The organism is Youhaiella tibetensis (assembly GCF_008000755.1).
Taxonomy (GTDB): Bacteria; Pseudomonadota; Alphaproteobacteria; order Rhizobiales; family Devosiaceae; genus Paradevosia; species Paradevosia tibetensis.
Window position 1 is genome coordinate 1,739,826 of record NZ_CP041690.1, and the last position, 22,573, is coordinate 1,762,398.

The 22,573-nt window shown below is 63.4% G+C and carries 21 protein-coding genes; 4 read left to right on the forward strand and 17 right to left on the reverse strand.

The window, feature by feature from the left end:
• Nucleotides 1-3: 3 nt before the first annotated feature.
• Nucleotides 4-1,206: an MFS transporter gene (locus tag FNA67_RS08295; RefSeq protein WP_147655714.1), complete on the reverse strand. Its 1,203-nt coding sequence runs from the start codon at nucleotides 1,204-1,206 to the stop codon at nucleotides 4-6.
• A 113-nt stretch (nucleotides 1,207-1,319) separates the two neighbouring features.
• Between FNA67_RS08295 and FNA67_RS08300 the strand changes: the two genes are divergently transcribed.
• Nucleotides 1,320-2,207: a LysR family transcriptional regulator gene (locus FNA67_RS08300; RefSeq protein ID WP_049704743.1), complete on the forward strand. Its 888-nt coding sequence runs from the start codon at nucleotides 1,320-1,322 to the stop codon at nucleotides 2,205-2,207.
• Here the strand turns inward: FNA67_RS08300 and FNA67_RS08305 are convergent.
• Nucleotides 2,204-3,187 (reverse strand): aldo/keto reductase, encoded by a 984-nt coding sequence (locus FNA67_RS08305; protein ID WP_147655715.1) that lies wholly within the window; start codon nucleotides 3,185-3,187, stop codon nucleotides 2,204-2,206. The two genes, FNA67_RS08300 and FNA67_RS08305, sit on opposite strands and share 4 nt — an antisense overlap.
• 100 nt (nucleotides 3,188-3,287) lie before the next feature.
• Between FNA67_RS08305 and FNA67_RS08310 the strand changes: the two genes are divergently transcribed.
• Together FNA67_RS08310 and FNA67_RS08315 are read left to right on the forward strand one after the other, a co-directional pair.
• Nucleotides 3,288-4,181 (forward strand): LysR family transcriptional regulator, encoded by an 894-nt coding sequence (locus FNA67_RS08310; RefSeq protein WP_147655716.1) that lies wholly within the window; start codon nucleotides 3,288-3,290, stop codon nucleotides 4,179-4,181.
• Nucleotides 4,182-4,281: 100 nt separating this feature from the next.
• The gene (locus tag FNA67_RS08315) at nucleotides 4,282-5,781 is read left to right on the forward strand and encodes an FAD-dependent monooxygenase (RefSeq protein WP_147655717.1); all 1,500 of its coding nucleotides are present in this window, start codon (nucleotides 4,282-4,284) and stop codon (nucleotides 5,779-5,781) included.
• Here the strand turns inward: FNA67_RS08315 and ugpC are convergent.
• From ugpC to FNA67_RS08385, 14 genes are all read right to left on the reverse strand, one after another.
• The gene (gene ugpC, locus FNA67_RS08320; RefSeq protein ID WP_147655718.1) at nucleotides 5,774-6,823 is read right to left on the reverse strand and encodes a sn-glycerol-3-phosphate ABC transporter ATP-binding protein UgpC; all 1,050 of its coding nucleotides are present in this window, start codon (nucleotides 6,821-6,823) and stop codon (nucleotides 5,774-5,776) included. The genes FNA67_RS08315 and ugpC overlap by 8 nt on opposite strands.
• Before the next feature lie 13 nt (nucleotides 6,824-6,836).
• Nucleotides 6,837-7,520 (reverse strand): HAD-IA family hydrolase, encoded by a 684-nt coding sequence (locus tag FNA67_RS08325; RefSeq protein ID WP_147655719.1) that lies wholly within the window; start codon nucleotides 7,518-7,520, stop codon nucleotides 6,837-6,839.
• Nucleotides 7,517-9,052, reverse strand: a complete 1,536-nt coding sequence (locus tag FNA67_RS08330) for an alkaline phosphatase D family protein (RefSeq protein ID WP_147655720.1) — start codon at nucleotides 9,050-9,052, stop codon at nucleotides 7,517-7,519. The genes FNA67_RS08325 and FNA67_RS08330 overlap by 4 nt, the downstream gene beginning before the upstream one ends.
• Nucleotides 9,045-9,791, reverse strand: a complete 747-nt coding sequence (locus tag FNA67_RS08335; protein WP_147655721.1) for a glycerophosphodiester phosphodiesterase family protein — start codon at nucleotides 9,789-9,791, stop codon at nucleotides 9,045-9,047. Before FNA67_RS08335 ends, FNA67_RS08330 begins: the two co-directional genes overlap by 8 nt.
• 20 nt (nucleotides 9,792-9,811) lie before the next feature.
• Nucleotides 9,812-10,732 (reverse strand): ABC transporter permease subunit, encoded by a 921-nt coding sequence (locus tag FNA67_RS08340; protein WP_147655722.1) that lies wholly within the window; start codon nucleotides 10,730-10,732, stop codon nucleotides 9,812-9,814.
• Nucleotides 10,733-10,734: 2 nt separating this feature from the next.
• Entirely contained in the window at nucleotides 10,735-11,724 is a 990-nt protein-coding gene (locus tag FNA67_RS08345) for an ABC transporter permease subunit (protein ID WP_147655723.1), read from the reverse strand.
• A complete protein-coding gene (locus FNA67_RS08350) occupies nucleotides 11,711-13,036 on the reverse strand; it encodes an extracellular solute-binding protein (protein ID WP_049704752.1) in 1,326 nt (441 codons plus the stop codon). The genes FNA67_RS08345 and FNA67_RS08350 overlap by 14 nt, the downstream gene beginning before the upstream one ends.
• A 431-nt stretch (nucleotides 13,037-13,467) precedes the next feature.
• Nucleotides 13,468-13,959, reverse strand: coding sequence for a Dps family protein (locus FNA67_RS08355; RefSeq protein ID WP_147655724.1), 492 nt, complete (start codon nucleotides 13,957-13,959; stop codon nucleotides 13,468-13,470).
• A 22-nt stretch (nucleotides 13,960-13,981) separates the two neighbouring features.
• On the reverse strand, nucleotides 13,982-15,034 hold the full coding sequence (locus tag FNA67_RS08360; protein ID WP_147655725.1) for a cupin domain-containing protein: 1,053 nt from the start codon (nucleotides 15,032-15,034) through the stop codon (nucleotides 13,982-13,984).
• Nucleotides 15,035-15,147: 113 nt separating this feature from the next.
• On the reverse strand, nucleotides 15,148-15,984 hold the full coding sequence (locus FNA67_RS08365; RefSeq protein WP_147655726.1) for an alpha/beta fold hydrolase: 837 nt from the start codon (nucleotides 15,982-15,984) through the stop codon (nucleotides 15,148-15,150).
• A gap of 104 nt (nucleotides 15,985-16,088) precedes the next feature.
• Nucleotides 16,089-16,454 carry a response regulator transcription factor gene (locus tag FNA67_RS08370; RefSeq protein ID WP_049707919.1) on the reverse strand — a complete coding sequence of 122 codons (366 nt, stop codon included), beginning with the start codon at nucleotides 16,452-16,454 and terminating at the stop codon, nucleotides 16,089-16,091.
• A 94-nt stretch (nucleotides 16,455-16,548) separates the two neighbouring features.
• A complete protein-coding gene (locus tag FNA67_RS08375) occupies nucleotides 16,549-17,208 on the reverse strand; it encodes a response regulator transcription factor (protein WP_147655727.1) in 660 nt (219 codons plus the stop codon).
• Nucleotides 17,205-19,088 (reverse strand): PAS domain-containing sensor histidine kinase, encoded by a 1,884-nt coding sequence (locus FNA67_RS08380; protein ID WP_147655728.1) that lies wholly within the window; start codon nucleotides 19,086-19,088, stop codon nucleotides 17,205-17,207. The genes FNA67_RS08375 and FNA67_RS08380 overlap by 4 nt, the downstream gene beginning before the upstream one ends.
• A gap of 25 nt (nucleotides 19,089-19,113) precedes the next feature.
• Entirely contained in the window at nucleotides 19,114-19,908 is a 795-nt protein-coding gene (locus FNA67_RS08385; protein WP_147655729.1) for a sensor histidine kinase, read from the reverse strand.
• Nucleotides 19,909-20,161: 253 nt separating this feature from the next.
• Here FNA67_RS08385 and FNA67_RS08390 point away from each other — a divergent pair, with 253 nt between their 5' ends.
• Nucleotides 20,162-20,773, forward strand: coding sequence for a DUF1275 family protein (locus FNA67_RS08390; RefSeq protein ID WP_170267254.1), 612 nt, complete (start codon nucleotides 20,162-20,164; stop codon nucleotides 20,771-20,773).
• A 41-nt stretch (nucleotides 20,774-20,814) separates the two neighbouring features.
• Here the strand turns inward: FNA67_RS08390 and FNA67_RS08395 are convergent, their stop codons facing one another.
• Complete coding sequence (locus tag FNA67_RS08395; protein WP_147655731.1) at nucleotides 20,815-22,374, reverse strand: carboxylesterase/lipase family protein; 1,560 nt, start codon at nucleotides 22,372-22,374, stop codon at nucleotides 20,815-20,817.
• Nucleotides 22,375-22,573: the final 199 nt, after the last annotated feature.

A 22,573-nucleotide genomic window follows, 5' to 3' on the forward strand; every position in this document is an offset into this window, starting at 1 on the left:
TGGTCAGACGGCGGCCGGTGCGGATGTCGTTCCGCGCCGGATGCGCCAGATGAGCGGCACGAGGATGAGGGCGACGGCGGGGAAGACCAGCCAGTTGAGCGCTGCCCAACCCGACGATGTCAGCAGCGCCCCCGACGAGAACGAAGCCAGCGCCACGATCCCGAAGACGATGAAGTCGTTTGTTCCCTGCACCTTGCTGCGCTCTTCGGGGCTATGGCAATCGGTGACCATGGCCGTGGCGCCCAGGAAGCCGAAATTCCAGCCGATGCCCAGCAGCGTCAGCGATACCCAGAACTGCACGATCTCCGTGCCCGAAAGTGCCACCATCGCCGAGACGCCGATGATCGCAAGACCGAGCGCGGTGACCCGCTCCTTGCCGAAGCGAGCCATTAGGCGACCCGTGATGAAGCTTGGGCCGAACATGGCGAGCACGTGCCACTGGATGCCCAGGGCCGCGTTGCCCACCGAGTGTCCCATATGGACCATGGCCACCGGCGCGGCCGTCATGACGAAAGTCATCAGGCCGTAGGATACCACGCCCGCCGCCACCGCCAGGATGTAGCGCGGCGACCGCAGGATCTCCGACAGCGGGCGTCCGCCGGACTTTTGCGCCTGCGGCACCCCGCTGCGTTCGGGCGAGCGCAGGAGCAGCAGCACCGGGATGGCCAGCAGCGCGAGCGCCGCCTGGCTGAGGAAGCTGCCCGCGTATGGCACGTCGGGAATGCTCTCCCGCGTCCAGATGACGAGCTGCGGGCCCAGTATCGCGGCCGCCAGGCCGCCCACCATGACCGATGAGATGGCCACGCCCTTGAGAGGCCCGCTCACGCCATCCGCCGCCGCAAAGCGGTAGCTCTGGACGTAAGACGCATAGAATCCGCCCACGAACGTTCCCAGGCTAAAGACCCAGAAGGACGCCCAATAGATGCCAAGGGCCGCAATGAGCCCGGCGACTAGACCCGTCGCCGCGCCCAGAAGGTAGCCCGAGCGCCGGCCAAACCGGCGCATTATGAAGGCCGCGGGCAGGGTGCCCAGCGCCAGGCCAAGGTTGTAGAGGCTGACCGGCAGGGTGACGATGGCCGGATCGGTGGACAATTCCTGCCCCACCAGCCCGCCGAGCGAAATGACGATCGGTCCGCTCGATCCGCCCAGGGTCTGGGCCATGGCCAGAACCAGGATATTGCGCTTCGTCGTCGTCTCGTCGGTCATCGGGCTGCCCATGCTAATAGCTCAGGGCGCGCAGCCCGAATGTTGACGCTGGTCTAACAAAGCCTCAGCATGAAGGAAAATGGTCATTATTCACGCAAGCATGCAATCCGCTCATGATTGAACGGCAACACCTCGCAATCGTCCGGGAAGTCGTCAGCGCCGGCTCCATTACCGCCGCCGCCGAACGGCTGGGCGTCAGCCAGTCTGCACTCAGCCATTCCATCTCCAAGCTCGAGGAGAGGCAGGGCGCCAGAATATGGGAGCGGAACGGGCGCACCATGCGGCTTACCCGCGCCGGTGAACAACTGCTCCAGCTCGCCGAAACCGTGCTGCCCCTGTTCGAGCATGCCGAGCGCGTGCTGGTCGATGTCGCACAGGGGCGGCGGGGAACACTCCGCATTGGGATGGAGTGTCATCCGTGCGAGCGCTGGCTCATGACCGTCACGGCGCCGTATCTGGAGCGTTGGCCCGATGTCGACCTCGATATCCGCACCGGGTTTCGCTTCGACGGCGTCGCCGCGCTGAGGGCCGGGGAGATCGACCTTCTGGCCACGCCCGATCCGCTGAACGTACCGGACCTGCACTTCGTGCCATGCTTTGACTATGAGTTGCGGCTGGTCGTCCACGAGCGCCACCGACTGGCGGGCAAGGCGTTCGCGACGCCCGAGGACTTCGTCGAAGAGGTGCTGTTCGCACTACCGGTCGCCCTCGACCGGCTCGATGTCTTCACCCGCTTCCTCATCCCGGCCCAATGCCAGCCGCGGCGCCGGGTTCCGGCCGAGACGACTGACCTGATGCTCCAACTCGTCGCTGCCGGGCGCGGAGTCTCGGTACTGCCCGAATGGATCGTCCGCGAGGACGGGGCGAAGCTGCCGATTACCACAGTCGGAGTCGGCCCGTCGGGCCTCCACAAATCCATCAATCTCGGCTTCCGAGCCCGGGACGCGGACGTCGATTTCATCACGGCCTTCGTTGACGAAGCCAGCGGCAGGGCGAGCTAGAGCCCGACCCGCCGCATCTGTTCCTCCGGGTACCGCGCTCCCTGGATGCGTACGTTCGCTGTCTCGATTTCCGCGAGGTCGGCCGGGGTCAGCGCCACCTTGAGGGCGCCGATATTCTCATCGAACCGTACAAGGCTGCGCGTGCCGAACAGCGGCACGATCCAGGGCTTCTGCGCGAGAAGCCAGGCGAGGGCCACCTGCGCGGGCGTGGCGCCGTGGCGCTCCCCGATCGCACGGATCAGCGCGACGAGGGCCTGGTTTGCCTCTCGCGCCTCAGGAGCGAAGCGCGGAATTCTGCTGCGCGTGTCATTGTCGGCAAAAGTGCTGGTCGCATCGATCGTTCCGGTGAGGAAGCCCTTGCCCAGAGGACTGAAGGGAACCAGACCGATGCCGAGTTCCTCGAGCGTGGGAATGATCTCGGCTTCAGGCTCCCGCGTCCAGAGCGAGTATTCGCTCTGCAGGGCCGCCACGGGTTGCACCGCATGTGCCTTGCGGATCGAGCCGGCACCCGCCTCCGAGAGACCGAAATAGCGCACCTTGCCTTCGGCGATCAGATCCTTGACGACGCCCGCCACGTCCTCCATCGGCACGTCCGGGTCGACCCGGTGCTGGTAGTAGAGGTCGATGTAGTCGGTTCCCAGGCGCTTCAGGCTGCCTTCGACCGACTTTCGGATCTGGGCCGGCTGGCTGTTGACCCCACCGCGATGTTCGCCCGTCTCCTGGTCAATGTCCCAGCCGAACTTGGTGGCGATGATGACCCGATCGCGCATGCCCGCAAAGGCTTCCCCGATCATCTCCTCGTTCGTCCAGGGTCCGTAGACTTCGGCGGTATCGAAGAAATTCATGCCCCGTTCGACCGCGGAGCGCAGCAGCGTGATCATCTGGTCGCGATCCGGAATGTCGCGGCTCTTGCCGTAGCCCATGCCGCCCAGCGAGAGGGCCGACACCTCGAGGCCCTGGCCGAGTTTGCGTTTTTCCATTTGTCATGACCCTCCATTTTGATTTGCGGGGAGGATAGGCCCTTACCGGCTTAAGGATTAGCCGGTAGATGTGATATGAACTTGTGAGGTTCATTCACAAATGCCCAGCGATAACCTGAACGATATTGCGGCCTTCATCGCCGTAGCCCACGAGCGCAGCTTTACCAAGGCGGGCGCCAAACTTGGCGTCACGCCCTCGGCCCTCAGCCATTCGGTGCGGGGACTCGAGGAACGGCTGGGCATCCGGCTTCTCGCGCGGACGACCCGCAGCGTCTCTCCGACCGAGGCAGGCGAGCGGCTGGTCCGGTCGCTTGGGCCGCTTCTGGAGCAGGTTTCGGTGGAACTGGCCGGGCTGAGCGAGTTGCGCGATCGTCCCGCCGGCACCGTGCGCATCACCTGCAACGACTACGTCATCGGCACGATCTTCCGGCCAAAGCTCGGGGATTTTCTGCGACGCTACCCCGATATCAAGGTCGAGCTGATCATCGACTACGGCTTCACCGACATTGTCGAGGAGCGCTTCGATGCCGGCGTGCGGTTGGGCGAGGCACTGAGCAAGGACATGATCGCCGTGCCGATTGGCCCGGATTGGCGCTTCGTAGTGGTGGGGGCGCCGGAATATCTGGCCGACCATCCAGCGCCTGAGACGCCCCAGGAACTGACCGAGCATATCTGCATGAACTATCGCCTCACCGGAGCGGGTTCGGTCTATGCTTGGGAATTCGAGAAAGACGGTCGCAAGGTCAACGTAAAGGTCGACGGCCAGCTCACCTTCAACAGCGCCATCCCGGTCCTGAACGCTGCGGTAGATGGCCTGGGGCTCGCCTATGTCCCGGAGGACTTGGCGGCTCCATACCTGTCGGACGGGCGTCTCAAACTGGTTTTGGACGATTGGTGCCCGGTAATCCAGGGCTACCATCTCTACTATCCGAACCGCCGGCAGGCCTCGCCGGCCTTCGCGCTTTTGGTTGAAGCCCTGCGCTACCGGCGCTGAGCGCCTTCTCCCATACTTATATGTAACGCACGACGGGCTTGCTTCAAGCCCGCCACTATCGCCTAAAAGGCTGGCTCCGAAGCGCAAGAGGAGTGCAGCAATGACTAGCCATGACGTTGTCATCGTTGGAGCGGGCCCGACCGGGATGATGCTCGCCGCGGAACTGTCGCTGGCCGGCGTCGATGTCGCGATCGTCGAGAAGCGGCCCACGAGCGAGGTCGTCGGCTCGCGCGCGGGAGGGCTTCATGCCCGCACGCTCGAGCTTTTCGACCAGCGCGGCGTTGCCGATCGGTTCGTGGCCGAGGGCCAGAAGGCCCAGGTGACCGGCTTTGCTGGCAAAGTGCTCGACCTCAGCGACTTTCCCACGCGGTTCCCCTTTGGCCTGGGCCTGAGGCAGTCGCGGATCGAACCGATCATGGCCGATTGGGTCCGGGACCTCGGCGTTCCGGTCTACCGGGACCGCGAGGTCATCGATTTCTCCACCGATGATGATGGCGTCGACATTGCCCTCGATGACGGCACGTCTCTGGACGCGCTGTACCTTGTGGGTTGCGACGGGGGCCGCAGCCTCGTTCGCCGGATCGCCGGCATCGAGTTTCCGGGTTGGGAGGCGACGGTCAGCAATATCATCGCCAATGTCGAACTCGCCGAGACGCCCGAATGGGGCATTCGCCACGATGACGCGGGCATCCACTCGCTCGGTCGGCTCGATTACAAGATCGTCGATGGCAAGATCGTTTATGCCGACGAGGGGCCGGTCGGCGTGTTGGTGACGGAGCGCCAGGTCAACCAGGGTGAACCTACGCTCGATGATCTCAAGGCCGGCATGGTGGCCGCTTTCGGCAGCGACTACGGCGTGCACAGCCCCACCTGGCTCTCGCGCTTCAGCGATGCCACGCGCCAGGCGGCCACCTATCGAAAGGGCCGTGTACTGCTGGCAGGCGATGCCGCCCATATCCATTATCCGGCAGGCGGGCAGGGCCTCAATATCGGCGTCCACGATGCGGTCAATCTCGGCTGGAAGCTCGCGCAGGTGATCAAGGGTACCTCGCCCGAAAGCCTGCTGGATACCTACCACGCCGAGCGACACCCGGCGGACGCCCGCGTCCTGCAGATGACGATGGCGGCCGGAACGCTCCAGCGCCCGGGCGCCCGCATCGACGCGGTGCGCAACGCCATGGCCGATCTCCTGGGCATCGAGGAAGCGCGCAAGCGCTTTGCCGGTATCCTCAGTGGTCTCGAGCTGCGCTACGACCTGGGCGAGGGTCATCCACTCCTCGGCCGGCGCATGCCCGACCTCGACCTGGCGACGGCGACCGGCCCGATGCGCGTATTTTCCCTCCTGCACGAGGCGCGCCCAGTGCTGATCAACTTCGGCCAATCGGACGCGGTGGATGCCGGAGGCTGGGCCAGCCGCGTCAAGCTCATCGAGGCAAGCCATGACGGGCCCTGGGAACTCCCCGTGCTCGGCACGGTACGCGCACCGACCGCCGTCCTCATCCGTCCTGACGGCTACGTCGCCTGGGTCGGCGAGGGGAGCGAGGAAGGGCTCGTGCAAGCCCTCTCGCTCTGGTTCGGTCCCGCCATCCCGGCTAGTTGATGCGGCGCTCGGTGGCGTCGTAGAGGTGCACGGCCTCCATCGGGGCGCTCAGGGTGATTTCAGCCAGGGGCGCTCCCGAACGATAGGCGCCGGGAACCCGAGCGATCAGCGTGCCGATCTGCGGACCGCCATTCACATAGAGCAGGCTCTCGGCGCCAAGCACCTCGACGCCCTCTATCCTGCCGGTCAGCGAGATCGCCGGGTTCTCGATCGGTTGCAGCGAGAGGTCCTCGGGGCGGAATCCGATCATGCCGCCCCGCACGGGGAGGGCAGGGCTGAGCAATGCCGAAGAGCCACGAAGGTCGTCGGTCGCCACCAGGTTCATCCCGGGCGAGCCTATGAACCGCGCCACGAAGGTCGTCTGGGGCCTGGCATAAAGCTCGTAGGGTGTTCCCACCTGTTCGATCCGCCCCGCATTCATGACCACCAGGCGATCGGCCAGCGTCATGGCCTCGAGCTGGTCGTGGGTTACATAGACCGAGGTCGCGCCCAGAGCCTTCTGCAGGCGCCGGATTTCCACGCGCATATGCCCGCGCAGCTTGGCATCGAGATTGGAAAGCGGCTCGTCGAACAGGAACGCGCGGGGCTTGCGCACGATGGCCCGGCCCATCGCCACACGCTGGCGCTGGCCACCCGAAAGGGCGGCGGGTTTGCGATGCAGGTATGGCTCGAGCTCCAGGACGCGCGCCGCCTCCGCAATGCGCGTTTCGCGCTCGGCGCGCGGCGTGCCACGGTTCTTCAGGCCATATTCGAGATTGCCGTAGACGCTCATGTGCGGATAGAGCGCGTAGTTCTGGAACACCATGGCGATGTCCCGGTCCGCCGGCTCCACGTCATTGACGACCTTGCCATCAAGAGCAATCGTGCCGTCCGAGATCGTCTCCAGCCCCGCGATCATGCGCAACAGCGTGGACTTGCCGCAGCCGGAGGGACCCACAAGCACCAGCAACTCGCCATCCTGGATGGTCAGGTCAATGCCCTTCAGGGCGAGCACATTGCCCGGATAGCGCTTCTGGGCCGAGTGGATTTCAATGGTGGCCATGCTGTGTCTCCGCTCAGAGTTGTGGCACTGCCATGCGGACATGGCGCGAGAGTTGATCGGCAAGTTCGTCCGCCCCGACCGCGACGCTCAGCGCACCGGCGTCCATGAGCGCCTCGGGTCTTCCCGATCGGGTTTCATTGGCGGCCACGAACCCGATGGCGCGCACACCTGCCGCCAGCGCCGCGCGGACACCGGCCGGGCTGTCATCGATCATGAGCGCGTGGCGGGCCGCGATCCCGGTCTTACCGAGGCAGTGTTCGATGAGATCCGGGGCCGGCTTAGGCGAGGCCACCATTTCGGCGCTATAGACATGCGGCGCGAAATCGGCCCAAAGCGGCGTCAGGCCGAGGCTGCTTTCGAGCCGCGTCAGTGTGCTGTTGGAGGCAACGCAGCGCATGACCTCGAACGACCGGACGAGCCCGAGCATCCCGTCCATGACCGCCAGTTCGCGGCGGAACGTCTCGTAGAGCTCGCCATGCCAGTGGGCGAAAACGCCCTCGGCGTCCGCCAGTCCGCGGACGGTGAGCATTTGCTTGAGCTCGACCTCGGACTTGCCCGTGAATTGGACGAGCACCTCTTCGGGCGAGATCGGCACGCCGCCCCGGGTCACCGCTTCTGCCAGCGTCCGGCAGGCAATCGGTTCGCTGTCGATCAGCACGCCGTCGCAGTCGAAGATAATCAGGTCGATGTCGTTCATGAAGTATGCGGTCCAGTCGTAATGAGGGCCGGTTCGCCATCGGCGACGGCAAAGCTTGCAAGGTTGAAGGTGGTGGCGTCCGGATCGGCGCGATCGCTGACGGCAAGGAACTGCGTTTCGAGGCGCGTGGCGCTCACCCGGGCGATGGCGTAGCCATGCTGCTGGCCCTCGGCAAACTTGATGTGCGAATTGCCCGCGAGCGCGGCGGCGGTCGCCTTGGCCGAAGGACCGTTCGAGGTGATCGAGCCGACGGTGAACTCGACGGCGAGGTTTCCCGGCGCCGGTTCGAGAAAATCGCGAGGGAGCTCGGCCGCGTAGAACGTGTGGACATCCCCACCAACGAATACCGGGTTTGAAACCCCAGCGGCGTCGACCATGCCGAGAAGTCGCCTGCGCGCGGCCTGATAGCCGTCCCAACCGTCCAGGATATCCGCCTCCTTGCCCGAGCCGGAAACCCGTTCCGAGAGCAGCGTCGGCTGGGCGATCATCGTCCAGCGCGCCTGAGCGACCGAAAGGCGCCTGGCCAGCCACTCCTCCTGGTCTGGCCCGAGCATGGTGCGATCCGGGTCGGCGGCTTCGGCCAGGCTTTGCGCGACATGCGTGCGGTATTGGCGCGCATCGAGGAGAGCCAGATCGAGCAGGGAGCCGAACGAATAATAGTCGCGGATCGTCAGGTTATCGAAGCCCGGCTCTATGTGCGGCGGAACCGGCATGTGCTCGTACCAGGCCTGATAGGCCGCCCGTCGACGTGCCAGGAAAGCCTCGGCCTGAGGAGCGGTCGGCGCCGCGTCGGAATAGTAGTTGTTGACCACTTCGTGGTCGTCCCAGATCAGCAGCCACGCGAAAGCCGCATGGGCCGACTGCAGATTGGCGTCCGACTTATAGGTGGCATGACGGGCGCGGAACTCGCCGAGCGTGGTCGGTATCGGGCCGTCATGAGAGCGCACGCGTCCGGCGCCCGAGCTGCTCTCATAGATGTAGTCGCCCAGGTGCAGCACGAAATCGAGGTCGCGTCCGGCCATGTCGCGGTAGGCCGCGTAAAAGCCCTGCTCGAAGTGCTGGCAGGAGGCGTAGGCGAAGGTGACCGGCTCCATCGACCCAGCGGGCGGCGCGGTGCGGGTCCGGCCCACGGCGCTCGCAACGGTCGCGGTGGCGAAGCGATAGTAATAGGTCATTCCGGCTTCGAGCCCCGTGACCTCAATGTGCGCCGAATGGGCGAAATCGCCCACCGTCTCATACCGGCCGCTCTGGACGATCCGCGTCAGTTCCCGATCGAGGGCGATGACCCAATCGATTTCCACTGGTCCACGCGGAGCTTCCACTACAGGAGCGAACGAGAAGGGGTCGGAGGGCGCCTCGGGAAAGATCAGCCTCGTCCAGAGGACGACGCTATCGGGCCTGGGACAGCCCGACGCGACCCCGAGGGCGAAGGTCGGCGCTCCGGGCGCCTCACCCGCTCGGGCGAGCAGCGGCCAGGCTGCCACCGCGGCCAGGCCGGCCCCGATCGCCTGGCGTCGGTTGATACTACCCATTCACGCGTTCCCCGGCGACTTCCAGCGCCAGGACCGGGTCGTCGCTCGTGACGAAGCCAACGCCCCTTGCCAGCCAGGTCTCGATCTCGGCCCGTTCGTTGATCGTCCAGGCACAGAGAAGCGAGGGGGCAATGCGCGCGGTGACTTCCGTCCAGGACGCGGCGAGGAGGTCCTTGTGGATAGCGATGATCCGCACCAGGTCGTCCGCACGATCGAGCGCCGCGGCCAGACCACCGAGCTTTTCGGCGGACTTGTCATTGATCGAGATGAGGCGGTCGATATGCGGGGCGATGCGGCGGCACTGCTCGAGCACGTCCGGGTTGAAGCTCGTGAGGAGGCTGCGCGAGGCCAGCCCGTGCCGATCCAGCGCATCTGCGGCCAGGGCTTCGAGCCCGGCATAGGGCACGCCCTCGGCGTTGGCCTTGAGCTCGACATGCAGTTCGACCGGTCGCGCGGACGCGAAGAGCGAGAGCACCTCGTCCAGCGTCGAGATGGCTTCGCTGGAACCCTTGAGGCGGATCGATGCGCGTTCGGTCGGCGACAGGGCCGCAACGGCGCCGCTGCCCTCGGTGGTCCGGTCGAGCGTGGCGTCGTGGATGACGACAAGCTCGCCGGCCTGCGTCAGATGCACGTCGAATTCGATCGCCGCGACATCGAGCGCGAGCGCCTCGCGGAAGCCTTCGATCGAATTCTCGGGCCACAGGTTGCGTCCGCCGCGATGGCCGACAATGGCAGTCATGGAACACCTATCGGTTGGAATTACTTGCCTGAATCAACGAGGCCCTTGGCGAACCAGCGCTGCAGGAAAAGGATGACGAGGGTGGGCGGCAGCATCACGAAGAAGGAGGCCGCCATGGCGATTTCCCACCCGCCCTCGGAGTCCCCGACGGGGACGAAGTTCTTGAGAGCGACGATGGCGGTGGCCATGTTCTTGTCGGTCGTGAACAGCATGGGCCAGAGGTACTGGTTCCACCCGGCGATGAAGAGGATGATTGCCAGCGCAGCGATGTTGGGAATGGAGAGCGGCAGGAGGATCTGGAACAGGAACTTCATCGGCCTCGTCCCGTCGAGCTTGGCCGCCTCGCACAATTCATCAGGGACCGTGAGGAAGAACTGGCGAAAGAGAAAGACCGCGGTCGCCGAGGCGATGATCGGGAAGATGAGCCCCGAATAGGTGTTGACGAGGCTCCAGTTGAAGCCGGCATCGATCCTGTAGCCGGTGAGAGTAGCGATGACCGAGCTGATCCCCAGGACGTCGAGCGCCCAGCGCACCGGCCCGGCGACATCGGCAACGGCCTCGTAGGTCGGCAGGATGCGCACTTCCACCGGCAGCATCAGCGAAATGAAGATGAGCCAGAACGCGGTCCGCCGGAATGGAAACCGGAAATAGGTGATGGCGAAGGCGGCGATGATCGAAGTTGCGATCTTGCCGAAGACGATGCCAAGCGTGACCACGAACGAGTTGAAGAACACGCGCGAGAAATTGCCCTGTTGCCAGGCCTTGCCGGCATTCTCGACGAACTGATCGCCAGGCAGGAGAGGGAAGGGCACCTGGTTCATTTCCGCCCCCGTATGGGACCCGGCGACGAACGCGAAATAGAGCGGTAGGCACACGAGCGCCGCCCCGGCAAGCAGGATCAGGTGACAGATGATTGTGAGAACGGGATTGCGCTCGACCATGGCTAGACCTGGTAGTTGACCCTGCGATCGAGGGCGCGGAACTGGAGGATGGTGAACAGCACGGCCAGTGCCATCAGCACGATCGACTGGGCCGCCGACGAGCCGAGGTTCAAGTTGACGAAGCCGTCCTGGTAGACCTTGTAGACGAGCGTGGTCGTCGAGCCGGCGGGACCGCCGCGGGTGACCGCGTCGATGATGCCGAAGGTGTCGAAGAGGCCGTAAACGAAGTTGATGATGAACAGGTAGAAGACCGTGGGCATCACCAGCGGCACAGTGATGGTGCGGAACCGCCGCCACTGGCTGGCGCCGTCGATGGCGGCGGCCTCGCGCAGGGATTGCGGAACGGCGAGCATGGCCGCGGTCAGGAAGATGAAATCATAGCAGATGTGGTTCCACACCGAGGCCATGGTGATCAGCACCACCGCGTCCCAGGGGCGCAGGTTCGGATCCCACGGCAGCCCCATCGCGTGCAGCCACCCGGCGATCGGCCCGACCGAGGGGTTGAACAGGAATGCCCACATGGCGCCGGTGACCACCGGGGCGATGGCGTAGGGCAGGAGGATGACGGTGCGATAGGCGTAGCGTGCACGCACGATGTGGTCGATCGCAAAGGCCAGGGCGCCCGCTATGACGAGGGTGATGATGTTCTGCGTGATGGTGAACCAGAACGTCAGCCAGGCGCTGTAGCGATAGTTCTCGCTGGCGAACAGCTCGACGAAATTGCGCAGCCCCACGAACACGGATTTGCCGCCGAACGGATCGATCTGGACAAAGGCCAGCGAAAGCGCCTTCCAGGACGGCACGAAAAAGAAGAACAACAGGATGATCAGCTGTGGCGAAAGCAACGCCGCGGCGAGCCCCGTGCCCTTGAAATAGCTGCGCTTGAGGCCTTCCTCGCTCGGAGCGAGCAGGCCAGCCAGGCCGGCGCTCCAGCCGGAGAAGAGGGCGCCTTTCGGCGCCCCCTTCAGAGCCGTGGCCTCACTGGGCTGCATGGAGCTGCTCATACTGGCGCAGGACTTCATTGCCGCGAGAGACAGCCGCGTCGAGAGCTTGCTGGACGGTCTTCTGGCCAGTCCAGGCCGCCTGGATCTCCTCCACGAGGATGGCGGACGTCTGGTTCGAGTTGCCGAAGCGGAAGCCGCGCGAGTTGACGGTCGGCGTGCCCTGGGAAAGCTGCTTGATGGCGATTTCGCGGGTCGGGTGCTTCTCGAAGAAGCCGGCGGCCTTCATCTTCTCGTAGGCGGCGTTGGTCACCGGGACATAGCCGGTCCACTCGCTCCACCAGGCCTGAGTATCCGGCTGGGCGATGAAGTTGAGGAACGCGGCAGCGGCGGCGTTCTCGGCATCGGTCTTGCCCTTGAGGACCCAGAGCGCGGCCCCGCCGATATTGCTGTTGTGTGGCTCGACGCCTTCTTCATGCGGCTGGAAAGCAGCGCTCCAGTTGAACTTGGCGTTCGCTTCAACGTCGGCATGTCCGGCGGTCGAAGCCGAGATGGTCGAGCAGGTGCCCGAGGTATAGAGCTGCATCGGTGACAGGCCCTGCCCGGCAAGCTGGATCACGCCGTCATCGATCCACTTCTTGAGGCGTTCGACCTGCTGGACCACCGGGGTCGTGTTGTAGACGTACTCGGTATCCAGACCCTCGAAACCATTGCCCTTGGTGCCGAACGGATAGTCGTTGATCGAGGAATACCCTTCGATCAGGCTCCAGTAGAAATCGCTGTTGAGCGCCATCGCGCACTCGGAGATGCCCTTCTCCTTAATGGCGTAGAGCTGCTTCTCGAATTCCGGCCAGGTGGCGGCCGGACCATCGAATCCGGCGGCCTTGAAGTGGTCGGCGTTGTACCACATCACGGCGGTCGAGGAGTTGAACGGCATGGCGGCGGGCGTGTCGCCCACCAGGTAGAAATCGGCGACCGGCTTGACGAAATTGGCCCAGTCGACGGTGTAGCCCTGCTGGGTCATCAATTCGCTGACCGGCACGATCGCGTTGGAGTCGATCATGGTCAGGAACGTGCGTTCGCTGGACTGGATGATGCTCGGATGCTGGCCAACGCGGTAGGCCGCGATCATGGCAGCGAAGGTCTCTTCGTAATTGCCCTTCTTGATGCCGACGACTTCGTACTTGTCCTGGCTGGCATTGAAGTCGGCGATGATCTTCTGAATGCCTTCCTCGACGCGGCCGCCATTGGCGTACCACCACTCGATGGAAGTCTTGTCCTGGGCCCATGCAGGCGAAGCAAGCGATGCCAATAGGCAGGCCGCGGCTCCCGCCACGGCGGCGCCCCTAACGAATTTGCTCATGAGATTCCTCTACGGGTCGGCTCGGTGTGAAGTGGTGGCCAAGCTGCATCTTGAAGCCACGACCCAACGCTTAGCGGCCGCGTGCAACGCTTATGTGACAATTGCTCGTCCGTTGAACAAATGCCCAAATGAAGTGTGCGGAGGAAAATCGGCGTTCCCACGGTGCCGATTGGTGAAGCAAGAGGGGTGCTGTTTTTGAAAGGGAAACGGCGCGGGCGGCGAGGGGGCCGCACTCGACACATCGTTGGGGCGAGCGGACAGATACCGGCGAACGGGGCCGAGGGACCGCGCAGCTTCACGGAGGTGGTGTAATGCAAATTGCCGCTCGAGCGCCCGCCACGCGTTCCGTCGGTTTTTCGGAACTGGCCGATCTCGTTCGACAGCTGGAACAGGGTGTGGTGCTGCCGGCCCCCGTGGACCGGCAGCTTTGTTTAGTGGCGGGTGGTTTCGAATAGGAACCAGGCGCGGCGTTCGGTTTCGTCGATCCAGGTTTCGATCAGGCTCGCGGTCGCTACGTCGCTGTGTTCTTCGGCGGTTGCGTGGGTTGCGCGCAGATAGGCAGCAAACTGCCGATTGTCGCTTGCAAGTTCGGCAATCATGTCTTCCGGGGTGACGTAGGGAGCGTCGTTGTCGGGGATACGCTGCAGACGGGAGATGTGGCCAACCGAGCGCAAAGTAGTGCTGCCGATCTTGCGGGCGCGTTCCGCGACATCGTCGGTCATGGCAAGGATCTGATCGGACTGTTCGTCGAGCATGAGGTGATAGTCGCGGAAATGCGGCCCGGACATATGCCAGTGAAAGTTCTTGGTCTTGAGATAAAGCGCGAAAGTATCGGCAAGCAGGGTGGTCAGCGCTGCCCCGACATCGCGGGTGGCATTCTCGCCGAGGTCGGTTGGGGTGCGCAGGGCATTCTTGGTCGACATTTACGTTTCCTTCTGGGCTAGGTCAGGAGATGGGATCGATCGGATTGGTGCGGGGCACCAGCAGCGGATCGATTTCGGTGAAGGGGAAGTGGGGCAGGTCGTCTTCCGCCATGCCCAATGCGATTGCGACCAGGTCTCGCGGATAGACATTGATCAGCGAGCGATAGCCGACATCACCGGGCGAGGCCTGATCGAAGAACACGAGGACATGGAAATTGTCTTCGCCCACATTCTCAATGTGGTGCGGGTAGGCCGGCGGGATGAAGTAGGCGTCGCCGGGGCCAACGATATAAGTGTCGGTGCTGCCATCGGGGTCGAGAATGGTCATGCGCCCGGTGCCGGACAGCACATAGCCCATTTCGGCGGTTTCCGGGTGCCAATGCGGCTCGCGCATCCCCCTCGGGGTGATCACCACCGAGAACATGGCGATATCGCGCAGAACCGGCCAAAGAGCCGATTTTGCGGTATGTGCGGTGCCGGCGGGAAAAGTGATCTGCGGCGGCGTCGCTTCCAATGAATATTTATAGGCGTTGACGTGCCGGGCCTGGCCTTCGACCAGCGGGGCGGTCGTAAGTCCAAGGATTTTCGGAACGCTCGTCCTGCGGTCGAGCATCTCGAAGGCGGAAGCGGGCAGATCATAGGTATTGCCGAGCACCGCGTCGCTCATGGCGTCAAACGCCGCCTTCATGCCGAAGTCTTCCGGCCGCTCATGGGAGAAAGCCAGGATCAGTTCGGTGCGGCCGTCATTGAGGTTCTCGATGCTGTGCATCGCGCCGGAAGGCACAAAGAACATGTCGCCCGCTTCGACCACGAAGCTTTCGCGTTCGGCATGGTTGGCGGCGATGGTGACCAACGCTTCTCCCGTGGCGCAATATCCGAGTTCGTGGGCATTGGCATGCCAGTGAGGCTCACGCACGCCGCCCTTTTCCAGCACCAGTCGACGCAGGGACAGGCGGCGCAGAATCGCGAGCGTCGCGCCATCCATGTGTGAAATGAACCCGAGGGGGCCGCTGAAACGCGGGTTTTCCTGGCCGAGGCGTACGACGTGGCGCGAGGTGGCTGCAGTGGCATCCATGACTGAATTCCTTTTGGGATTTTGTCGATGGAGACAGGCTAGGCGGTGCCTCTGCCCGTCTCCATTCACCGTCGGGTTGTTGCGGCCATACTTGCGTATGGTCCCGGGTGAGTTCAGCTCCTGATGAAGGCGAGGAGGTCCGCATTGATCACATCGGCATGGGTCGTCGCCATGCCGTGCGGATAGCCCGCATAGGTCTTGAGCGTGCCGTGCTTGAGCAGCTTGATCGAGAGCAGCGCTGAATCGGCGATTGGCACGATCTGATCGTCTTCGCCATGCAGGACGAGGGTCGGCACCTCGATCAGGCGTAGATCATCGGTGAAATCGGTCTCGGAGAAGACCGCGATGCAGTCGTAATGCGCCTTGGCGCCACCCATCATACCCTGCCGCCACCAGTTGCGGATCGTGCCTTCCGACACAGCGGCGCCCGCGCGGTTGAAGCCGTAGAACGGCCCGCTGGGGACGTCGAGGTAGAACTGCGCGCGATTGGCGGCGAGCGCGCTGCGGAAACCGTCGAACACCGATTTCGGAAGACCGCCGGGGTTCTTTTCGGACTGGACCATGATGGGCGGAACGGCGCCGATCAATACTGCCTTGGCGACGCGATCGTTGCCGTAGCGCGCGACATATCGGGCTACCTCTCCGCCGCCGGTCGAGTGCCCGACATGAACGGCGTTTCGCAAATCCAGTGCCGCGGCCAGTTCGGCGACATCGGCGGCGTAGGTGTCCATGTCATTGCCGGTATCGGTCTGGGTGGAGCGCCCGTGGCCTCGCCGGTCATGAGCGACAACGCGGAAACCCTGTGCCGCGAAGAACAGCATTTGCGCGTCCCAATCGTCGGCGGAAAGCGGCCAGCCGTGGTGAAACACGATGGGCTGGGCGGTCTTGCTGCCCCAATCCTTGTAGAAGAAGCGGGTGCCGTCTCTGAGGGTAATGTATCCGTCGGCCATTTGCATGTCTCCTTGCGGGTGCCTTTGATTGACCAGGCGAGGCTAGGAGAGGGAGCCAGCGAAGATAATCCTACGCTGGGGTGGCGTCATCATACCTAGGTATATCAGGCTACCGCATCTTCGATGTGACGCAGCAGCAATGCCGTTTCGACCGGCTTTTCGAGAAACGCGCGCGCGCCCGCTTCCATGACGCGCCCGCGTATGGCCTCGGTCGGAAAGGCGGTCATGAAAATCATTGGCGTTGTCGAACCCGTCTCGATGAGGCGGTTCTGCAGTTCGTCACCGCGCATGTGCGGCATCTGAACGTCTGTGATGATGCAGTCTGCGGGCCGGTCTCGCCCCTTTTCGAGGAATTCCACGCCCGAGCCATAGGTGTCGACATCATAGCCGAAGGATCGGAGGAGGTTGGAAAGGGAGGTGCGGACGCCCTCGTCGTCATCGACGATTGCGATGGTCTGGTGTGTGGTCATCTTGATCTGCGGGGTTGGCTGCATATGGGGCAGGCAGCGTTTCGCCCGTTGTCGCCCAAAGCCGGCTTCTGCGAAATTATACGGAGGTTTGTCCTCATGGCGCTTTCTTGAGGCCCAGCGCTTCGCCCTTACGCACCAGATCTGCGAGGGTGCGGACGCCCATCTTGCGCATGACGTTGCCGCGATGGATTTTGACCGTGATTTCGCTGAGCCCGAGAATGCCGGCCACCTGCTTGTTCATCAGCCCGGCCACCACATGTGTCATCACTTCGCGCTCGCGCGAAGTGAGGCTGTCGAACTCGGACCGTAAGCCTCCCAATGCGGCATTGGCGGCCCTGTTCGCCGTGTCTCGTTCTATGGCGGCCATGACGGCGTCGAGCATATCCTGATCACGGAACGGCTTGGCGAGAAAGTCGACGGCGCCAGCCTTCATCGCCCTCACTGTCATGGGGATATCACCATGGCCGGTCATGAACACAATCGGCCGGTCTATGCCGCTCTTTGCAAGGTGTTCCTGGAAATCGAGGCCGCTGACGCCGGGCAGTCGCACGTCAAGCACGATGCAGCCAGGCCCGTCCGGCAGTTGCGCGGCGAGAAGCTCGCCGGGCGTGGCGAAGAGCCGGGTCGCCAGTGAAACCGACCGTAGCAGGTTGTCGAGCGCATCGAGGACCGAAGGGTCGTCGTCGACGACCGCCACGAAAGGGGCCGCCGGGGTAGAAGGCGAGGCGGGTTGATTGCTGGTTTGCCGGATCATGTTGTCCCCGATGCCGTTGAGGGCAGTGTAATGACGAATTCCGCCCCAAGCCCCGGATTGGCGTTTACCGTCAGAGTGCCGCCGTGGGCTTCGACCGTGGTGCGGCATATGGGAAGACCCATGCCCATGCCTTCGGCCTTGGTGGTGTAAAATGGCTCGAAGAGACTGGCGACATGCTCGGGCGCGATGCCCGGTCCACTATCACGCACTGATATCTCGACAGTGCCATTCTTGCCGGGCCGTGCGGCGATGGAAACGCGCTGTGCTCCGTCCTGACCGTCCATGGCCTGCATGGCATTGACGAGAAGATTGACCAACACTTGTTGCAGCTGCACGCGGTCGCCCAGAACACCAGGCAAGTTGGGGGCGACGTCCGCGATGAGCTGGGCGCCGGAACGAGCCAACTCGCGGTCGACCAACAAGGCCGCATCGTCGACAATGGTTGCGATGTCCAGTTCGACCTTCTGGCTCGGCGCTTTTTGGAGGAAAGCGCGAATGCGCTTGACGATCTCTGCGGCACGGCGCCCTTCGGCGACGACGCGACCCAGCGAAGTCTCTACTTCGCCAAGCTCCGGAGGATCGCGATGGAGCCAGCGCATCCCCGCCTCGCCATTGGTCACGATGGCCATCAGCGGCTGATTGACCTCATGGGCGATCGACGCGGTCAACTCGCCCAGAGTCGCGACGCGTGCTGCGTGGGCGAGTTCGGCCTGCGCTTGCTGCAGGGCATCCTGGGCATGCCTGATGTCGGTCACGTCGAGCATGAAGACCAGGACGCTGTCGCCGTCATCAGCGCTGGTTGGGAAGGTGATGGTGAAGAGCACCGGGACTAGCCTGCCATCGGAGGCGACCACCTCGGTCTCACCCTCGAAGAAGGCGTCTCCCCGCGCGAATGCTGCCAGCGCCGCAGCAAATGAGCGGTCGGTCTCGGCAAGGATATCATCCGCCGTCCGGTGGGCAGCCGACTCGCCATCGCTGCTTGCGCCGACAATGCGCTGGAGCGCGGGATTAACACCAGTAATGCGCACCAGCCTGCGCGCGTTCTGCACGAAGTCGGCATTCAGTTCGCGGCCCTCGGCAGCATCAAGGGCCGCCAGGACGTCCGACCAGTCTTCCTGAACTACACCCATACGAGTGGCGTCGAACATCCGGCGAAACCGGCGCTCGCTCTGCACGAGCGCGGCATGCGCTGCCTTGCGTTCGGAGACGTCGGTATGAGTTTCCATGATGCCGAGGATGGCATCGTCAGGCCCGTGCGCCAGAGCCCATCGGCTTTCGAGGGTAAGCTTCGCGCCGCCTCGCGTCGTGTGCTCCGTCGTGCCATCCCATCGGCCGGTTTCCAGAAGAGTCCGCTGCGCGTTCGCCCGGTCGACAGGGAAGACGGTTTGCAGAAGATCGTCGACCCTTTTTCCGATGGCTTCTGGCGCCGACCAGCCATAGGTGTCTTGTGCGGCCCGGTTCCAGAACAAGATGACGCCGTTCATGTCAGTGACGAAGATCATGTCGTGGGAAAGATCGATGAGCTGCGCCTGGGCGGCGAGGGTCTGTGTCGCGGCCTGGTTCCGCAGGGCCAGCGTCAGAGCGATGGCCACCGCTGCCATGCTGACCAGGGCCCGCAGCGCGGGTGCATCGCGCAACGGCCAACCATGCGAGATCACATAGGCAAGCACGGTGAGGACGAGGCAGGTGACCGCCATCGCCACAATCTCCCAGCGTCGGCCACTATGGGCGACCAGGAAGATCGAGAGCACGTAGAGGACCGCCACTGCCCCCTCCAACGGCGACAGCACGTCAAAGAGAAAGATGGAGGCCGTCAGGACAATGCCGCCCGCCCGATAGATGTGGGGATTGACCGACTTGTAGCGGGATTGGAACGGCATCGGGCCTTGTTACTCCAGGGTTGTTTCAGCGCAGCGCGGGGGCGATCACGTGGAGGGCCTGGCCGTTGCGTGGTCGGTCCTGCAATCGATCATGATCGATATTCACTGGTGCCACATAGCGTGGGGCGGACAGAGAAAATGTCGAGCCTTGCCCGTCGATCGAGTGAACAGACATTCGGTGCCCGAGCGACATTGCCAGTTCACGAGCAATGGTCAATCCAAGTCCGAGGCCCTCTGTTTGCTCCGCCTGGCTGCCACGCTCGAAGGCGTCGAAGATGCGATCGAGTTGCCTGGCCGGAATGCCACTGCCTTCGTCCTCGACGATGAGGCGAACCGCGTCGGCCTCGACGAGAGCCGACACGAAGACCGCGCCGCCACGAGGGCTGTAGCGGATGGCATTGCCGACGAGGTTGCGCAGGATCGACTTGAGCCGACGCCCATCCGAAAGCACCAGCAAGCCGGACAGGCGAACGGCAAGCGTTATCGAGCAGGCCTCGGCATAGTTGCGCCAGTCTTCTTCAATGCCCTCGAAGATGTTGTCGAGGGAAACGGGAGCTATCTGACCTGATGCCCGGCCCAGTTGGGAGACATGGGCAATGTCTTCCAGCTCAAAGTTCAGCCGGTCCAGAGCGGCGACGGCCAGGCGCAACCTGTCAGCGGCCTGATCCGTCAAGCCCTGTTCTACTGCCCGCTCGATACTCAGGCGCGCCACTTGCAGCGGCTGGCGCAGGTCGTGCCCGGCCATAGCCAGCAACTGCGCAAGCGCTTCGGTTGAACCGAGTATCTGTCTTGTGGCTTCTCTCTCGAACGACACTGGCATTCCGACCCCTCCGGTATCTGATGTCACCGAATGTGCCGGCCGTGCGAAGAATTGATACTATACGCTGGTTTAGGTCACTCCGCGGATGGGCCACCCTTCGTATGGTTCGCTCATTTGGAGGCATGATTTCGCTGGCTGCAATCAGTGCCCATTTTGGCACGTCCGAAATGCAGAGCTGACCACGATGCCAAGATTTCTCCGCCCATGCGTATACCTCAATGGGACGCCATTCAGTGATTTGGCGTTCGCCAGCATGGGAACTGCGCTGCAAGGCTATGTCAGCGGTCTCGCCTATACCAATCTCGGAAATCTCTATGCCAGCTTCATGAGCGGCAATAGCGGACACCTCGCTCAACAACTCGTTCAGGCGAATACGACTGGGGCAGGTCTGGCGCTAGGCGTCATCCTGACCTTCGTCTTCGGCGTATCCGTCGGCACGGGGCTCCTGGACAATGTACCGGCAAGATGGTCGATGACGAGCGTTCTGGCGCTTGAAGCGGCCATCGCTGCGGCTTCCATAGTCTTGGCTTTGGACCATGCCGCCCTTCCTTCCGCCCTGGCCCTCGTGGCGCTCGTCGGCACGCATTCGGTGCTGCATCGCCAGGTCGAAGGCGTAGAGCTCGGGCGCGGCTATGTTACGGGGTATCTCTTTGCGCTGGGTGAGGCGCTGGCCCGCCCCAAGCGAACATCTCTGGTCTTCCTCGAGATCTCGGCTTGGTTGCTGCTCGTTACTGGCATGCTGATTGGGGCGGCCACAACGCAATTTCTTGGTCAGGCGAGAGGCACATTGTTCGTCCTCGCCATGCTGATTGTTCTTGAAACGATGCTTTGGCGGCCGTGGCTGGCGGATCGCGATGCGACCTAGAGGCTCTGAGCGTTACATGCACCCAGAGCCGGGCCGGTTAGCTAGTCCTGGTCATAAATCTCGGCCCAAAGATCGAGTCTTGCCTTGATTGGGTCGGGCATCACGCCCGTGCCCTCGTTGCCGAAGTTGAAGACCGTTTCAGCGCCGGGTTTGTACTCCGGCCAGTTGGGGCGGTTTTCTCCATTCGGATCACCGGTCTTGGCGAAACTGACCCAGTAGGCGCTGGCGAGCGTACCCATGGCCTTGTCGTCTTCACTCACCTTGTTGCCGACGAGCGCGGCGGGGACGTTCAGCGTGTAAGGGATCTCGAAGCCGTGCTTTGTGCCCTTTTGCTGCTCCCGCGCCGCCGTCGCGACGTACGAGAAGCGGTACCACCAGATCGGTTCGCCCGAGGCGGCGACGAGGTCTGCGAGGTGGCGCGAAGGCTCGACCAGCGTCTTGTCGGCCAGCACTTGCACCTTCAATTCGTCGAAATCGGCTGTGCCATCAGGGTCGTAGAGCTTTCGGGCGGCGTCGGCCTTGTCGCCGAACAGGGCGAAGAGTTCATCCTTGGTGGTGGCAACACCGACCCCCAGGTCAGCACTGTTGGCGCCCACCAGAACCGGCACCTTGGCCCAGCTGCCAGCCTTTAGCAGGGCATCGGGTGTGTCCGTGAGGAACTTGCCGTCGATCATGGAGCTCGAAAATCCAGGAACGGGGACACCGGTGCTCAGTGCAGCCACGGCCTGGGCGGCAGAGGCGTCATCGACGAGGCTCTCGACCGGCATGGCGCGCAGGCGGGTGAGGCCCAGCTTTCCATCAACGACGATGCCGAGTGTCCGAGCGTAGTCCATCGCGATCTTCTGCGCATCATCGAGCGAGCTCAGTGGCAGGCTACCCGCACGGGCCGAGGGCACCCCAGGAGATTGCAGGATCGCCTTGGCGAAAAGGCCGCGCGATAGGGGCGAGACCATGTGAGAGAGCACCGAGCCGCCGCCCGCGGATTCGCCGAAAATGGTTACATTGGCCGGGTCGCCGCCAAAGGCACCAATGTTTGCTTGCACCCATTTCAGGGCCGCGAGTTGATCGTAGTAGCCGTAGTTGCCGAAGAGCTCGGTCTTCTCGTCCTCCAGCAACTGGGGAAAGGCGAAGTAGCCGAGCCGTCCCATGCGGTAGTTCATGCTCACCATGATGACGCCTTGGCGTGCGATGGCGTCGCCAGGATACTGCGCGGTGTTTCCGTGAGCCAGCGCACCGCCATAGATCCAGACCATCACAGCGAGCGGCGCCTTGCTCGCTTCGGCCGGGCGCCACACGTTCAGGGTAAGGCAGTCCTCGGACTTGGGAATATCGTCCGTCTGCATGCAGGCCGGGCCGAACTCTGCGGCTTCGAGTACCGCGCTCCATGGAGCGGGAGGCTGAGGTGCCCTCCACCGCAACTCGCCCACAGGGGGTGCGGCAAACGGGATGCCCTTGAATGAGATCACACCGTTGGCCTCGGTGCCGTGCACCATGCCATCAGTGGTTTGGACGGTGGTGAGGTCCGCGGCACTCGCCGCAGCAACCCCCAAAAACAGGCTCGCCGTCAAAGCCGCAACCTGCACCAGAGTCGTCATCTGCATCTCGTCTCTCCTGTCGAGCGAAATGGTTCAAAGGTTGACGCGGGCTGGCAGGCAAAAAAGAACACTAGCGTTCCCGCTCACCTGGCGGCTCTATGTTGTTGTTTCGCCTTCTTTTGCTGCTTCGGCTAAACAGTCAAACGTCGACACTTACAGTGCTAAAGTCCGCCTGTGATTTGACGCTATTAAAGATGGCAGGCGC